Genomic DNA, 15,578 nt, shown 5'->3' with positions numbered 1-15,578 from the left:
CCGTCGGAGCCAAAATCCTCAAGCCGTCAGACGGCCTATTCCTTTATCTCCAGAATCCGGCCGCTATGGCCGACTGCGAGAGGCGTATCGCGCCCCGCCGGCGACGCAATCGCCTGATACCAGGCGATTTCGACGTCGCCTGTCGTCACCGCCGTCCATGAACGCCCGCCGTCGCGGCTTGCAAAGGCGCCGCGAATGCCGACCGTCAAAGCACGCTCGCCGTTGAACCACACGCCGAGCAGATTGGTTTCTCCCAGCGGCGCCACGCTGCGCCAGCTCGCGCCGCCGTCTTCGGTGCGGACAACAAGGCCGTTTTGACCGATGGCAAGACCCTTGCCCCGGCCGTTGAATGAGAAGTCGAAAATCGAGGCTTCGCCCTTGTGCGCGACGGTCCATGTCGTCCCGCGGTCGCGCGAGCGGATGACAAGTCCGAATTCGCCGCCGATGGTCACGGTGTCGCCGTCGATATGCACCGCATAGAAATGCGGCTCGAGGTAGTCGCCGAGTATGGCCATCCAGTCGAGAACGACCGGCGACCAGCTTTCGCCATCGTTCTGCGAGACGAGGATCGTTCCGAAGGCACCGACGACGACAACCATCCCCTTGCTGCCGACGGCGACGGCAAAGAGACGCTCATCCGTACCGCTCTCGATCGCGGTCCATGCGCGCGACGTGGCGCGAAATATCTGTCCGGACTGTCCGACGGCAAACCTGCGGTCGCCGTTCGAGGCAACACCGAGCAGCGCAAGCTCCGTGTTCGGCCGGGGACCATGCGTCCATGTCTTTCCGCCGTCATCGCTCTCCAGCACCACGCCGCGATTGCCGACGGCGATCCCGCGCGCGCCGTCGAATGCGATGTCGAACAACGCATCATGCGACGTGCCCTGATGACGGATCGCCGGATCGGCGTCCGCTGCCGCCGCCGCGGCAACGATGCCCGGCGCCAGAACGAAAGCGAGAACCGCGAAGAGTTTTCTTTTCAACATGCTTTCTCCGAAAGCGATGTGCGGCGCCGGACCCTCCGGCGCCGCACGGATGCTATGTACCGAAACGCCGGATCGCCTGCGCCGTCAGGTAGCGGTCATAGATGCTCGGCCCGATGTTGTATTCGGGACCGAAACCGCCGGTGATCTGCTTCGCCTGGACGAAGCGGCTCATGCGGTTCGACTGCACGTCGTGGCTGTGCACATGCGTCCAGGACCAGAGCGGGTGTCCGCCGTCCATGAAGGTGGCGTCGCCATCCTTGTACTGGCTGAAGGCCGGCTCGAACGATTTCCAAATCTCGCCGCGCCGGTCGTAGGTCAGGTACGACACGAACATCATGTTGCGCATGTCGATATAGACGCGCTTCTTGCCGACGGGCGCACGCGGATAGCCGGTCGGCTCCGCCTCGACCACCAGCACTTCCGGAATCAGTTCCTTGTAGTCCTCGAAGAAAGTCTGGCCGTTCGGGCCACCATGCACTTCGCGTTCCCAGTTGGCGTTGGTCTTGCCGGTCCAGTTGCCCGACACGGCGCCAAGATGCGGTTTGGTGCCGATGACCTTGTAGTTGCCCCAGGTGAGCATCGGATCGCCCGCCGCCCATGCGTCGGACAGGAAGATCGTGATGCCGGGAACCAGCGGTTCGAAGCGCTGGTTGGTCGGGAAATTGCGGACGCGTTTGAAGGCCGGCAGGTAGCCGAGCAGGTCCGGGAACTTGCGCTGGTCGTAGTACCAGGTGTTGAGGAACGCTGTGCCACGCGCGTCGGTCGGCGATGTGAACCAGACCGCCTGATAACGCAGCTTGTCTTCAGCGCCCGCCTGATAGGGCGAAGGCTTGTTGACAAGCCCAACCGTGTTCTGCTCGGCCCAGACGAAATCGTACTGGTACGACAGGGTACCGTTCGGCGAGATGTCCCAGTCGCGCACCGCATAGACCGACTCGTCGTGCCGGCCCCATGACAGGGTCAGATTGTAGAAGGCCTCCTCGCCCGTCTGGGCATTCGGAAACGGATTGCCGCCGATCCAGGGGCTGCCGTCGTCAGTAACGACGTTGCCATTGGCATCGAAACGCGCGCGGCCGGCGTTGCGGAGCGTCGCTTCGAGATATTCGTGCGGGAAGAGCTTGGTCACATCGCGCGTCGTTTCGACGATGTTGATGCGCCGCCCCATCTCCTTGACCTGACGATAGGCGATCGGATCGAGCAGATCCTTCACCACCTCGACATTGTCGGCGGTGATGACGTCGCCGGGCTTCACCTGTCCCTTGGTGTAAAGCTCGATCGACAGCAGCTCATCGGGATAGGCCTTGTCGATCGTCCCCGACTTCGCGATTTCCGGCCAAAGCGGCGACAGAACGCCGGCGGCCGCAATCCCCTTCAGGGACTTTTCCATGAATACCCGACGCGAGAAATCCCGGTCGTATTTGCGAATTCGCATTTCCATCCTCCTCCCAGTAGGAATGGAACCCGCCGGCCCGATCAGGGGCGGGCGAGAGCCATCTCGTTCAAATCATTCTCCCGGTGTCTGGCCGCCTCCGCTGCATTTGCGCGAGGCGCCGCAGCCTTCGCATCGGCTTCGGCCGACAGGGCCGAAAGGTCGATACCTTCGCTGACGAGCAATTTCTTGGAATCGATGAACCGCGGCCGAATGAGCCACACAAGCAGCGGCACGACGATCAGCGCGATAATCATGTTGATCAGCATCACCATGACCAGCAGCAGCCCCATGTCCGCGAGGAACTTCAGCTCGGACAGGAAGTACCACGGCATAATTCCGATCAGCACGATGGTCGCTGTAAAGAAGATCGCCTTGCCTGTGGTCGTAACCGCCGTCAGGATCGCGGCCGCCATGTCCTTGCGGAGCTGATATTCCTCGTAGATGCGGCTCAGCAGATAGATGCCGTAGTCGATGCCGACGCCGACGCCGATCGCGGCGATGGGCAGCGTGTTGACGTCGAGGCCGATCCCCATTTCGACCATAACCGCGCCGAGCAACAGGTTTGAAAGGTTGACCGGAATCAGCAACAGGATACCGGCCACCACCGACCGATACGCATAGCTGCAGGTAATCAGAATGACGACATTCAGCAGCGCCAGGATGACCCACTGATAGGTGTCGACCGTGTCGTTGATCGACTGCTGCAAGGCAATGGTGCCGCTGCCGAGGCGGATGCGGAAGTCGTCGAACTCGGTGCCGATGATCTCAAGCGCCGCGCGCGCCTGGAAGAGCGCTTCGTCGACGGTCTCCTGCTTGTTGTCCTTGTACCAGAGAGAAACCGTGCCATTGCGCTGTTCGAAGTCGGCAACATGCAGGAAGGCTTTCGGTCCCGTTCCGACCATCAACGCACCCGCCGCCGCGCTGACGGCAGCGTCGCTGTGGTCGAGCGGCGCCCATTTTGGATTGCCGCCGCTGAAGAGACGATTGGCTTCGGGCAGATAGTCGGCGAACGATAGGGACGCTTCCGGCGGGTTGGGCTGGCTTTCGAGCAGGTGCTGCAGTCGATGCATGGTCAGCACCGTTTCGGCCTTGCGCATCACCCGGTCGAGCGTGTCCGGCGATTTCGACTCGAAGACGATTTCGAGCGTGTTGAGCCCCGGGAAATGGGCGTTGATGTTCGCAACCGCGACGTTGAACTCGGAGTCTTCCCAGAGCAGGTTGCTGCCTTCGACCGGATTCCCGATCTTGATGTCGAGCACCTTGCCGAAACTGACGACGGCGAGCGTCGCGACACCGATCGCCGTCAGCACCGACATCTTGCCAATCGACAGGCGGCCGATCAGGCCGAGCAATATCCGGATACCGCGATAGCCGCTCTCTGGATTTCCCGAGCCGACCATCCGGTCGACATTACGCGGCTTCGGCAACAACATGATCAGCAGCGGTGTCAGGAAGACATTGGTCGGAATGAGGATCAGCGCCCAGAAGCCGCAGAACAGCGCAAACCGTTCCATGGCCGGGATCGGCGCGACGCCGATGATGAAGAGGCCGAGGGCGTCGGTCGTGATGCCGAGCACGCCAGGCGCCATCATGACGCTCAGCGACAATTCGGCGGCGCGGCGCCTGTCCTTCACATGGTGAAGTATCTCGTAGTAGCGCTCCGTGAACTGCACGCAGTGACTGAAAGATCGCGCGACGAGCAACAGCGGTACGACCATGATCAGCGGTTCGATCGGTTGGCCGAGCCAGCCGACAAAGCCGAAACCCCAGATGGCGGCGATGATGCTGGTGATCAGCGGCGCGACGACGCCCACGATGTTTCGCATGTAGAAGACAAGCGCCAGCAGCAGCGCAATCGCCGTGATGGCAAAGATGCCGAACATCTGTTGTTGGTAAAAGTAGACCCAGCCCGTCAGAACCGGCTGCCCGGCCATATAGACTTCGTGGTTGTCGTCTCGCGCATTTTTGACGAGATCGTCGAGGTACTCGAAGGTTTCGCCGTAGTCGAGCAACCGCTCGATAAACGTTGCGTTGATGAGCGTCGCGGTCTCATCCTCCGAAACCATAAACGTGCGCACATTGGGCGATTTGAGGACGCGCGAACGGAACTCGGCAATCTCTTCGGCGGTGCGCGGCGGGTGGTCTTCCATCAGCGGGCGCGAGTCGATGCCGTCCGGCGTCGCTTCCGCGTAGCGGGCCTTCTCGGTCGCGACGGAAAGAATCTGGTCGTGGTCGACGCCGGGCGCCAGGTCGACGTCGCGCGTCAATTCCCAAACCTTGGCAAGCGTTTCGGGGTTGTAGATGTCCCCGTCCTTGCGCTTGACCATGATGGTCACGGTCAGCGGATTGCCGAAATTCGGATGGTCCGTATAGGTCTGAACGAAAGGATGATTCTTGGGCAGGAGATCGCTGAAGATCGTCCGCAGTTCGACATTCTTCAGACCCAACGCAAAAAACGCGGTCACCGCGACAATCGCGAACAGCGACAGCCGCCGGTAAGACAGGACGGCGCGGGCCAGACGAACACTCAGACGTTCCACTCGGTACTCCCCCCTTAACCCCCCGGCTTCCACCCCCCGAGGCTGTTAGTTCATCTCATAAATTGTTATTTTTGTAAATTATTTCTTGTTTATCGGCATTCGCGCCGGTCGCGCCTCCAGCCCCCATGGCCGAAAAGCGGCGTATCCGGTCCGTTACATGGATCGTGGGCGACCGGGTCTCTCCACGCCCCGCCCTAAAGAGTGGCAGTCATCCGACCCCCGCGACGGGCGGCGGTTGCGCGCTTTCTTGCCGGTCGAAGCGGGCCGAGCGTCCGTTCGACAATTCCCGATCGGCGGCGGCGCCGGAACTACACGAAGGGGGTGCGGCGGCGACGCAATCGGGGTCGCGGGAGGCCGCCCGAACGGGTGGGGAGCAGCAACGGCACGGCTTCTAGCATTCCGCGATTAACCTCGAAGAGCGGGAGAAAACGCCGTGGCCAATATGGGAGATCTGCTGTGGACGCCGTCGCAGGCTATGGCAGACGGCGCGAACATTACGGCGTTCACTGCGTGGCTCAATGCGCGCGGACATGATTTCCGCAGCTACGAGGAATTGCGGCGCTGGTCGGTCGACGACATCGCGGCGTTCTGGGAAGCGGTGTGGAACTATTTCGAAGTAAGTTCGCCAACGCCTTACGAATGCGTGTTGCGCGATGCTGCGATGCCGGGTGCGACGTGGTTTCCGGGCGCGCGGGTCAATTATATCGAGACGTTGCTGTCGAAGGGCGATGGCGACAAGACGGCAATCTGGGCGGCGGGCGAGGAAGGCGCGGCGCAGAAAATCAGCTGGAGCGAATTGAAGACGCGCGTCTTCAAGCTGGCGACGGCGCTGCGCGAACTTGGTGTCAGGCCCGGCGACCGCGTGGCATCCTATCTGCCGAATGTGCCGGAAGCGGCGGTTGCGTTTTTTGCCAGCGCCAGCATCGGCGCCGTGTGGTCGAGCTGCTCGCCGGATTTCGGCGCGGCAAGCGTCATCGACCGGTTCAGCCAGATCACGCCGAAGGTGCTGTTCGCCACCGACAGCTACCGCTATGGCGGCAAGACCTTCGACCGGCGGGCCGAGGTGCAATCGATGATCGACGCCCTGCCCTCGCTCGAACATGTGGTGCATGTGCCGGGCGCGGCGGGAGATGCGATTTCGTCCGACGCGATTTCCTGGGCATCGCTGATGGCGCGGCCGGCAGTCTCCGATTTCGCTTTCGAGGAAACGGCTTTCGACCATCCGCTGTGGATCGTCTACTCGTCGGGCACGACGGGGCTGCCGAAACCCTTCGTACACGGACATGGCGGGGTGTTGCTGGAAGCATTGAAGTTCACGCATTTCCACCTCAACCTCAAACCCACATCCTGCATGTTCTACTTCACCACCACGGGCTGGGTGATGTGGAACATATTGCTTTCCGGGCTCGTCGCCGGTTCGGCCGTTGTGCTTTACGACGGCAATCCGGTGACGCCGATTGCGGACCGGCTGTGGGCGCTGGCCGCCGAAACCGGCATGACGCTGTTCGGCGCGAGCCCGACCTTCCTCAACGGCCAAATGAAGGAAGGCATACGCCCCAACAAACTTTACGATCTCGGCGCGATGGATAGCATCCTGCTCGGCGGTTCGCCGGTGATGCCGGAGCACATGGAATGGTGCTACGACAACATTCGCTCCGACATCTGGGTGACGTCGCAGAGCGGCGGCACCGACGTTGCCTCGGCGTTTGTCGGCGGGATGCCGACGCTGCCGGGCTATGCCGGTGAGATCCAGACGCGCTGCCTCGGTGTCGATGTGCATGCCTTCGACGACGACGGGAACGAAATTGTCGATGCGGTGGGCGAACTTGTCGTCAGCAAGCCGATGCCTTCCATGCCGCTCTTCTTCTGGAACGACGAGGGCGGACATCGCTATCGCGATTCCTATTTCGACACCTATCCGGGGCACTGGCGGCACGGCGACTATTTCAAGGTCAACAAGCGCGGCGGTTGCTTCATTCTCGGGCGTTCGGATTCGACGCTCAATCGTTATGGCGTCCGGATCGGAACGGCGGAGATATATCGCACCATCGAAGGGCTTGAAGGCGTCGAGGACTCGATCATCGTCAATCTCGACCTGCCGGGCGGAAATTTTTTCATGCCCCTCTTTGTGGTGCTGTCGAAGGGACAGACGCTCGACGATGCGTTGCGTCAGAAAATCAACAAGGCGTTGAAGGAGAAGTATTCGCCGCGTCACGTGCCTGACCGTATTTATCAAATCGAAGCCGTTCCCTACACGCTGACCGGAAAGAAGATGGAAGTCCCGGTACGGAAGATTCTGCTCGGTGCGGCGGCGGAGAAAGCGGCGAGCCGGGATGCGATGTCGAACCCGGATGCCATCGACTATTTTGTCGCCTTCGCACGCACCCAGACCGAGTATCCGACGGCGGCCGACTGACGGGGATAAGTCGCGTTTGTGACAGCCCAAAAGGCGCGACTGTCATCGAACTGTCAAAAAACTGTCACAAACGCATTTTCGTGCGGGATAAGTTGCACTTATCCCCGCCCTTATCCCGCAAAGTTGTCGCTCGGAAAAAAGTTATCCCCGGTTTTGGAGAGCGGCCGCCCCCGCCCCGGAAAATTCCATGAATTTTTCGACCCTCCCCGAAAGGAGAGTGGGAAACAGGTGACGGTCCTAACGCGACGAAAAAAGGGCTGCCCCGGTTTTCGCGGGGCAGCCAAGGATACGGGAGGAGGAGGGATCGCTCCCGAGGAGTATGCCCGTGCGAGCAGCGCAATGTTCCGCAATCGGCGGGGCGGCGAAACTACACGATAGAGTGACGCCGGCACACCGATTGGAGGAACACCGCTTCAGGAAGCGCTTTCGTTCAGTACCCGGATTTTCGCAAGTGCGGTTTCGGGAACGAGAGCGGACGGCACTTCCGTGAAGACCGGAGTATCGTCCCGAAGGGCGACATCGCCCCCCTCCCAAAAGGCGGGGCCGAGAATTTCCCCCGTCGCGGCCGGAGAGGACCCATAGACGCGGTTGAAGCCTGCGACATCGGCCGCGACGCCGGCCATGACGAGGACTGCGGGCAGCTCGTAGTGGCGGGCGATGTTGGTGAGCGGTTCGAAAAATTCCAGCGCGCGCGGGTCGGCTTCGGTGAAGCGGAGGACGCCGATGGAGGGCGCGATCAGCGCGCGCAGCAGATCGGCCAGCGCCATGGCAAGGTCGTCGAGCGCATTGTCGTCGATGTCACCTTCATCCATGAAAGCTTGCGCCAGCGCGCCGGGGCCCGGCAGGGCGAGTGCCAGCGGCCTGCCGGAAAGAGCGCCGGACACCGTTTCGATGCCGCGTTTCAGGTGAGCCCGCAAGGCGGCGTCGGAGAGCAGGTCTTCGATAGCACCGGCGTCGAGCGGGCCCGTACCTTGCGCACGGGCGAAGGCGGCGATGCCGGCGCCGATGTCGATGTCGACAATTTCGAGCGCCAGCAGCGCGGAAAGCTCGCGCAGGAAGAGACCGAGCTCGCCCGGCGCGTCCCAGGGATCGTCACCGCCGCGCAGGACGCGGGCGCCGAAGGCGGCGCCGTCGATCCAGAGGCGCGGCAGGGCGGCCGGCATCAGCGTTTGCCGGATTTTCGGCAATCGGCCAGCTCGGCCTCGAGCTTGTCGATCTTCACCTGCAGGGGATGCGCCATGACGACCGGCGGGACGACCTGGCCTGCCGGATGGAGCTTGTCGGGATCGCCGGCATGGACCATCGTCTTGTCGTCCCACGAGCCGTAATAGGGAACCTTGCCGGAGGGCTTGTCCTTCACCCATTCCTTGCAGAAGGCATCGAAGGGCTTGCTCTTCGCGATGCGTTCGCGGCGGGCTTCGTCGCGCGCCTTTGCGGTCGCGGCCTCGTCCACATGCAAGGTTTCCTTGTTGTAGACGACGCGGTAGATGCGCCAGGCAACATCGTCGGAGATCAGGCCTTCATCCATGTCGCGCATCACATCGGCGGGCGCGCGTTCCAGCGGATCGCCGAAGCCGCCGCCGGTTCCTTGCGCGATCATGTAGAGCTCGCCGCGCTGCGCCAGCGTGTAGCCGAGCGTCATCGGATGGGTGCTGTATTGGGCGTCCGGGAAGGGACGCTCGTTCATCAGCTCCTCGATTGAGTACCGGAAGGAGGCCGGATCGTTCTTCAGAATCTCGAAGACGTTGACACCCCTGATGCGGGCCAGCGGATAGGTCGGGCAGCCATAGCCGCCGAAGAGACCCGGAATGTTGGGGAACTTCGCGCCCATCGCCGTCAGCATGAAGCCGAAGGCGTCGCTGTCGCGCATGGCCAGCACCATCTGATAGCCCATGCCGCCGCGCTGCCTGCCGAAGCCCTGATTGTCCTTCATCATCTTTTTCGAGACGATCTGGATGAAGGGGACTTCCTCCTCGATGAACTCCTGTTCGCCGATGTCCGACATGGTGGCGAAGATCGGCGCGCAGCCATGTTCGCCGTCGCGGTCGGCCAGCGCGCCGCCGCCCATGCCGTTGATGTCGGCGCAGACATTGCCGACCATTTCGCCGTGCTGCGTCAGCCCGCCGAACAGGAAGGTGTTGATCATGTTGAACCAGGGCGCAAGCACACGGGTGTATTTGTGCGGGTTCGAATAGAGGAACTTCATGGTCGCGACCTGTCCGGCGCTCCAGGCGGTGAAGACCGTCATCATCGACTGGGCGCTCGGCGTGCCGAAGCCGGGCTTCAGGACCGAGGGATTGTCGAAGATGAAATTGACTGGCGCCAGCACACCCTGATTGCGCGGGATGTCGGGCCAGATGAAGGTCAGGAACAATTGCGCCAACATGCCCTTGACGGTGATGTCGAGGCTGTTGTTGGAGCGGTTGGTGAATTCGGGGCTGGAGCCTCGATAGTCAAAGGTCAGCTCGTCGCCCTTCTTGGTCAGCTCGAGATTGATCTTGATCTGCACGTTTTCGCGCAAGGTGCCGTCGGTCCACCATGAATGGCGCACGGTGCCGTCCGGCCACTCCTTCAAGCGGCGGCGGACTTCGGCGTCGGTGTCTTCAAGGTTCATGCGCAATGCGGCGACGACAGCCTCGACGCCATATTCGGCAATCGCTTCGTGAATGCGGGTCTCGATGCGGCGGCAGACATACATCTTCACCTTCATGTCCGCATATTGCAGCTTCGGCTCGCGCACGGAGTTTTGCAGGAAGGTGACGAGATCGCGCCGCAGCGTGTAGTTCTCGGCGACCTTGAAGGGCGACATCTTGAGCCCCTCGTCCCAGATCTGCTCGGCAAGCGAGGGCATACCGCCCGGCTCGATGGCGCCGTTTTCGCCTTCGTGGACGGTCGCGCCCGCCCAGGCGACGATCTTTCCTTCGTGGAAGACCGGCATCATCATCGACTGGTCGGTGTTGTGGGCCTGACCGTAGCGGGCATCGTTGACGATGAAGACATCGCCTTCATTGATGCCGACCGTCTTGTCCTTTGACCAGTATTTGCGGATGAACTTGATCGGGTACTGCACCAGGTTGCAGAAGATGACGACGCCGCCGGAACTGGCGAGGCTCAGGTCGCCGCTTTCGGTGTAGACCGCCGAAACGCAGTCGCCCCATTTGGCGCCCGGCGCCGCGCCCATGTTTTCGAGCATCTCGAAGCTCTCGTTGACGCCGGCGAGTATCCGCTCGCGGACGATTTCGAGGCGGACGGGATCGCTTTCCTTTGCGATGCATTCGTCTTCATAAGCGGTGCGCGGCTCGAGCCCGTGATTGTTCATGATCACGGGATCGGGCGCGAGATAGAGATTGGTCTCGCTCAGGAAGGCGTCCACCGCGCCGGATGCGGCGCCGGTGATGTCCATGTCGTCACCCATTTTCGTTCCTCCGGAGCGGTTTGGTTGTTTTGCACGTTTCGTTCACGCTACGACCCTCCCCGAGGGGAGGGTGGTGTCGTATGGCAGCACCCGCAATTACGGAGAGGCCCATGGACCCCGGCTTGCGCCGGGGTGACACTTCTATTTTGTTTCGGGCGCCGTGCATGTCGTGCACTCCCCTACTCCGCGCGCTCGAAGAGGGCGGCGCCGTGGCGGCCTATTTTCAGGCGCCAGCCGGGCTCGACGAGGTAGGTGGTGGAGGGCGAGATGACGACGGCGGGGGCTTCGACGACCGAGCCGAAAGAGAGATCGGCGAGATCGTGGAAGGCCGTCTTCATCGCACCGTCATGGCCGACGAAGTGGCACTCTTTATGATGCGTGGCGGCGGGGGCCGGCGCGAGGTCGGCTTCCTTCGGCAGGATGTCGGCGAATTTCAATGTCGACATCGAGGAATAGGTGGCGACGCGGATCGTGTTGATGCGGATGCCGGCTTCGGGCGCCTGGCTGCCTTCGCCGTAGCGGCGGCCATAATCCTTCGAGAAGGCGGCCAGCACTTCCATCAGATCGTCGGCGGTTTCGAGACGGTTCTTCGAGACGACGACGGCGGTTTGCGCGAGCTGGTTGCCATAGCGCATGTCGAGCTCGAGGCGATGCTTGATGGCGGCGGGCGCCACGCCCTGTCGCATCAGATCGTCCCTGCCCTTCTGTTCCAGTTCCTCGACCAGCGCATTGAAGCTGTCGAAGTCTTCGAAGATTTTCCGCGTGTTGGAATCGTAGAGCGAGAGATAGAGCGAGCGTTCGTGAAAATGGAGCTGGTCCATGTTGCCGGCGCCGATGGCCGAGAAGATCGAGCTGAAGGGCGGCACCATGACGCGCGAAACGCCGAGCACATTGGCGATGCCGCAGGCGTGAAGCGGGCCGTTGCCGCCGTAAGCCAGGATCGTGAAGTGACGGGGCTCGTAGCCGCGGACGCGCAATTCCTGCGCGATGCCGTTGGCCATGTCGTTGTCGATCTTCTGGCGGATCAGCTTGGCCGCGCCGAGGGCATCGGTGTCCATCGGTTCGCCGACTTCCTTTTCGAGCGCGCGGGTGGCGCGGCGTTCGTTCAAGGGGATCGAGCCGTCGGCATAGCGGTCGGCCAGCAGGTAGCCGAGCGCGAGGTCGGCGTCGGTGACGGTGGGGTAGCGGCCGCCGCGATTGTAGCAGGCGGGGCCGGGATCGGAGCCGGCGCTTTCGGGCCCGACCGCGACGGCGCGGCGCAGGCGGTCGAAGCGGGCGATCGAGCCGCCGCCGGCGCCGAGCGTCACCAGATGCACCATCGGGATGTTGACCAGCCAGCGGCCGATGACGGGATTGAAGTCGTAGAACTTGACGCCGCCCTTGACGACGAGGCCGATGTCGAAAGAGGTGCCGCCCATGTCGGTGCAGACGACATTGCCGAGATCGGCTTCGACGGCCAGATGTTCCGACGCATTGATGCCGGCGACGGGGCCGGAGTGGATGGTCTGCAGCGCGTCGGTCGAATTCAACTGCGCCATGCCGCCCGAATTGTGGATGACCAGCATCGGCTTGCGATAGCCGTTGTCGCGCAGGTTCAGCTCCAGCGTCGAGAGGCCGTGATACATCGCGTTGTGCAGGAAGGCGTCGAGGATGGCCGACGAGGTGCGCGCATATTCGCCCTTGCGGCCGCCGACCTGATGCGACAGCACGATGGGCGCGGAGCCGAGAAGCTGTTCGGGGAATTCCTCGCGGATGATTTCCTCGACCAGAAGTTCGTGTTCGGGCTGGACGACCGCATTGACCAGCGAGACGACAAACGCCTGGACGCCGTTGTCGACCAGCTTGCGCACTTGCGCGCGCACGTCCTCGGCATCGACCGGCATCAGGATTTCGCCGGTTTCGGCGACGCGCTCGCGGACGCCGACGATCATCTGGACGGGCACGAGCGGTTCGGGACGCTGCGCCATCGGCAGGTCGCGGCGCTGACGGTCCGGCAGGCCCTCGCCATAGCCGCGACCACGGCTCAAGGGCACCATCGCCTCGAAGCCGGCGGTGACGAGGAGGCCGACGCGGGGGCCGCGGCGCTCAATGAGTGCGTTGGTGCCGAGCGTCGTCGCATAGCGCACGCTGTCGACCTCGCGCATCACTTCTTCGAGCGTCAGGCCCAGTTGCTCATAGGCGATCTTCAGCGAGGCGTTGAAACCGAGCGCCAGGTTCTGATGCGTCGTCAGCGACTTCGCCTCGACATAGCGGTCGTCCCAGACGAGGGAGCAGTCGGTGAAGGTTCCGCCGATGTCGACAGATACGCGGCGCATGGTGCGGTCTCCGGGTTCAGTGCGAATGAGGGGGCGCGACGAATTCCGGCCCGAGGGCGGGCTCGCTCAGCGGTTCGCGCGCGGCCCATTGCGTTTTCAGGGCGTCGATGTCGAGGTCGATGTCGTGGGCCGGCGGGTGGCCGGGCGGCAGATATTCGACTTCGGCGAGGCGGCCGCATTCGGGGCAGCAATATTCGAGGATGCGGCACCAGTCGCCATCGGGCGCGAAGGTGAAGTCGTAGCGTTCGGCATCGAGGATGGGGGCGTGGATTTCCGAGGGCTCGCGGTCGCGGACGAGGAGGCCCTTCTTGTAGTTGTCGCGGGCCGAACCCAGCTCGTGGCCGCAGCCGGCGCATTCCCATGTCTCCTTGTCGAGATCGATGGTGAGGGCCGCCGTGAAAAAGACTTTCATTGCCGTGATCCTTTCTAGAGTAGTTTCTCATTTCTCCGAACTGCGAAACTGCTCCAAGTCTTTGTTTTGTCGCGTTTCCGGACGGCGAACCGGCCTCCACTTCGCCTGGAAACGCTCTAGTGGCTGAGCAACAGATCGCCATTGCCGCTGACGACGAAGCGCCAGCCCGGCTTCACATGGGCGGTGAAGAAGGCTTCCTCGACGAGACAGGGGCCTTCGAACCAGTCGCCCGGCGCCAGATTTTCGAGGCGGAAGAGCGGCAGCGCTTCGGCACCCGGATTTCCGCGCGTGCCTTCCGGCTTTGCCTTGCGCTTTTCGGCGAAGTCCGCGCCGGCCAGGGCGATTTTTTCGATCGGCTTGCGGACGCGCAGCTCCATCCAGGCTTCGGCGTTGACGCCGTCGAGCGCGCCGTTGAGCGCCGAGCGGACATAGCCCGAGCCGTTCTTCTTCAGCAGCGCATAGTCGAGCGTGCATTCCGACAGCGCGAAGCCTTCGGCCAGCATGCCGCGGCGGGCCTGCTCGGTGAGATCGGCGCGGGCGCGGCCGATCGCATCTTCTTCGCCGCTGCGCGAGATCTCGGCCATGTAGCTGTGTTCGATGTCGGAAAAGCCGATGCCATAGGCGCTGAAGACGGCGGCAAATTTCGGGATCAGCGCGGTCGCGAGGCCGGCTTTCTCGGCGACGCCGCAAGCCGACATCGGGCCGGCGCCACCAAAGGCGAGCAGGACGCCGTCCTTGTTTGCGGACGACCATGTGCCGAGCGCGGCGGCGATCTTGCCATGATAGGCGTCGGCCATCGCCTCGACGGCTTCGGGCAAGGCGAGGCCGAGCGGTTCGCCGATATGGGTCATGATGGCGCGTTCGGCGCGCTCGCGGTCGAGCGGCATGCGGCCGCCGAAATAGGACAAGGGATCGAGGATGCCCATGGCGAGGAAGGCGTCGGTCATGGTGGCTTGCGTGCCGCCGCGGGCGAAACAGGCGGGCCCCGGCGCCGAACCGACGCTTTCGGGGCCGACCAGAATTTTGCCGCCCTCGGCGCGCAGGATCGAGCCGCCGCCGGCGCCGATGCTGTCGATCTCGGAAAGCGGGATCGAGACCGGCGCGCCTTCGACTTCGCCGGTGTCGGCGACGCGGACAGCACCTTCCTCGAACATCGCGATGTCGGTGGTGGTGCCGCCGATGTCCATCGAGACGGCGTTCGGGATGCCGTAATGCTTCAACAGCACCTCGGCGCCGACGACGCCGCCCTGCGGGCCCGACGAATAGGTCTTGATGGCAACCGTCTTGGCGACGCGGGTGGAGTTGCCGTCGTTGCGGAAGATTAGCAGCGGCTTGCGGGCGCGGTGTTCGCGCAGCTTGTTTTCGGCGTTGTAAAGGAACGATTCCATCGCCGGATGCAGGAAGGCGTTGATGAGGCTCGCCCAGACGCGCTGCTCGGGGGTGCCGATCTTCGTCAATTCGGTCGAGAAGAGGAGCGGCACGGCGCCGAGCAGGTGGCGCGGGAAGGCGCGGTAGAGGACGCGCTTGGCGGCCTTCTCGCGCTCGGCGGCATCGGCGCCCGACAGCGCGACGACGACACGCGCGGCGCCGGCCGAAACGAGCTTCGAGACCGCCATCACGAGTTCGCCGGGGCCGCTCGTTGCCGCCTCGGCGGCCGACGGCGCGACGATGCGGACACGGTCGGCGACGAAGCTTTCGAAGAGGCCCGGGGCGGCGTTCATCGCGGCGGCGACCAGCTTGTCGTCGTCGGTCAGGAGGCCGATGCGCGGGCCCTTGCGCTGGACGATGGCGTTGGTGCCCTGCGTCGTCGAATAGCGGATGTAGTCGATCGAGCCGACCAGCTTCGGAAGGTCGACCTCGCCGTCGATCTTCTCCGAAAGCGCTTCGAGACATTTGACGAAGCACTCGGTGAGATTGTGCGGCGTGGTCAGCGTCTTGGCATGGATTGTCGAGACGCCATCGGTGGCGCAGACATCCGTCAGCGTGCCGCCATTGTCGATGCTTACAAGAAGCCCCACGCGCCTCTCCCCCTATTGTTTATCGGCATGCCGTCCGGAAGGAA

9 protein-coding genes are annotated in these 15,578 nt (G+C 63.0%); 1 reads left to right on the top strand and 8 read right to left on the bottom strand.

From position 1 onward, the window contains the following. Window positions 1-35 precede the first annotated feature (35 nt). The 3 genes from KF719_RS16455 to KF719_RS16445 are packed head-to-tail and all read right to left on the bottom strand — an operon-like array spanning window position 36 to window position 4,958. Window positions 36-986 (bottom strand): hypothetical protein, encoded by a 951-nt coding sequence (locus tag KF719_RS16455; RefSeq protein ID WP_293510206.1) that lies wholly within the window; start codon window positions 984-986, stop codon window positions 36-38. A 52-nt stretch (window positions 987-1,038) separates the two neighbouring features. After that, complete coding sequence (locus tag KF719_RS16450) at window positions 1,039-2,418, bottom strand: DUF1329 domain-containing protein (protein WP_293510204.1); 1,380 nt, start codon at window positions 2,416-2,418, stop codon at window positions 1,039-1,041. 41 nt (window positions 2,419-2,459) lie between these two features. After that, the gene (locus tag KF719_RS16445; RefSeq protein ID WP_293510202.1) at window positions 2,460-4,958 is read right to left on the bottom strand and encodes an MMPL family transporter; all 2,499 of its coding nucleotides are present in this window, start codon (window positions 4,956-4,958) and stop codon (window positions 2,460-2,462) included. A gap of 442 nt (window positions 4,959-5,400) precedes the next feature. On the opposite strand from KF719_RS16445, the gene KF719_RS16440 reads away from it, so the two are divergent. Beyond that, entirely contained in the window at window positions 5,401-7,374 is a 1,974-nt protein-coding gene (locus KF719_RS16440; protein ID WP_293510670.1) for an acetoacetate--CoA ligase, read from the top strand. 413 nt (window positions 7,375-7,787) lie between these two features. On the opposite strand, the gene KF719_RS16435 is transcribed toward KF719_RS16440, so the two are convergent. The 5 genes from KF719_RS16435 to KF719_RS16415 all read right to left on the bottom strand — a co-directional run bounded on the left by KF719_RS16435 (window position 7,788) and on the right by KF719_RS16415 (window position 15,534). Continuing rightward, window positions 7,788-8,537, bottom strand: coding sequence for a hypothetical protein (locus KF719_RS16435; RefSeq protein ID WP_293510200.1), 750 nt, complete (start codon window positions 8,535-8,537; stop codon window positions 7,788-7,790). Beyond that, window positions 8,537-10,789: a hydantoinase B/oxoprolinase family protein gene (locus tag KF719_RS16430; protein ID WP_293510198.1), complete on the bottom strand. Its 2,253-nt coding sequence runs from the start codon at window positions 10,787-10,789 to the stop codon at window positions 8,537-8,539. Before KF719_RS16430 ends, KF719_RS16435 begins: the two co-directional genes overlap by 1 nt. A 179-nt stretch (window positions 10,790-10,968) precedes the next feature. After that, window positions 10,969-13,104, bottom strand: a complete 2,136-nt coding sequence (locus KF719_RS16425) for a hydantoinase/oxoprolinase family protein (RefSeq protein ID WP_293510196.1) — start codon at window positions 13,102-13,104, stop codon at window positions 10,969-10,971. Between the two features lie 16 nt (window positions 13,105-13,120). Then, window positions 13,121-13,516, bottom strand: coding sequence for an acetone carboxylase subunit gamma (locus tag KF719_RS16420; RefSeq protein ID WP_293510194.1), 396 nt, complete (start codon window positions 13,514-13,516; stop codon window positions 13,121-13,123). Window positions 13,517-13,632: 116 nt separating this feature from the next. Then, window positions 13,633-15,534: a hydantoinase/oxoprolinase family protein gene (locus tag KF719_RS16415; protein ID WP_293510192.1), complete on the bottom strand. Its 1,902-nt coding sequence runs from the start codon at window positions 15,532-15,534 to the stop codon at window positions 13,633-13,635. Window positions 15,535-15,578 lie beyond the last annotated feature (44 nt).

The sequence above is a fragment of the Parvibaculum sp. genome (assembly GCF_019635935.1).
Taxonomy (GTDB): domain Bacteria; phylum Pseudomonadota; class Alphaproteobacteria; order Parvibaculales; family Parvibaculaceae; genus Parvibaculum.
This window is presented reverse-complemented; position numbering and strand designations above follow the sequence as displayed.

Coding starts and splice junctions, on each gene's coding strand:
- KF719_RS16455 (WP_293510206.1), bottom strand. CDS start 986: ATGTTGAAAAGAAAACTCTTCGCGGTTCTCGCTTTCGTTCTGGCGCCG.
- KF719_RS16450 (WP_293510204.1), bottom strand. CDS start 2,418: ATGCGAATTCGCAAATACGACCGGGATTTCTCGCGTCGGGTATTCATG.
- KF719_RS16440 (WP_293510670.1), top strand. CDS start 5,401: ATGGGAGATCTGCTGTGGACGCCGTCGCAGGCTATGGCAGACGGCGCG.
- KF719_RS16435 (WP_293510200.1), bottom strand. CDS start 8,537: ATGCCGGCCGCCCTGCCGCGCCTCTGGATCGACGGCGCCGCCTTCGGC.
- KF719_RS16430 (WP_293510198.1), bottom strand. CDS start 10,789: ATGGGTGACGACATGGACATCACCGGCGCCGCATCCGGCGCGGTGGAC.
- KF719_RS16425 (WP_293510196.1), bottom strand. CDS start 13,104: ATGCGCCGCGTATCTGTCGACATCGGCGGAACCTTCACCGACTGCTCC.
- KF719_RS16420 (WP_293510194.1), bottom strand. CDS start 13,516: ATGAAAGTCTTTTTCACGGCGGCCCTCACCATCGATCTCGACAAGGAG.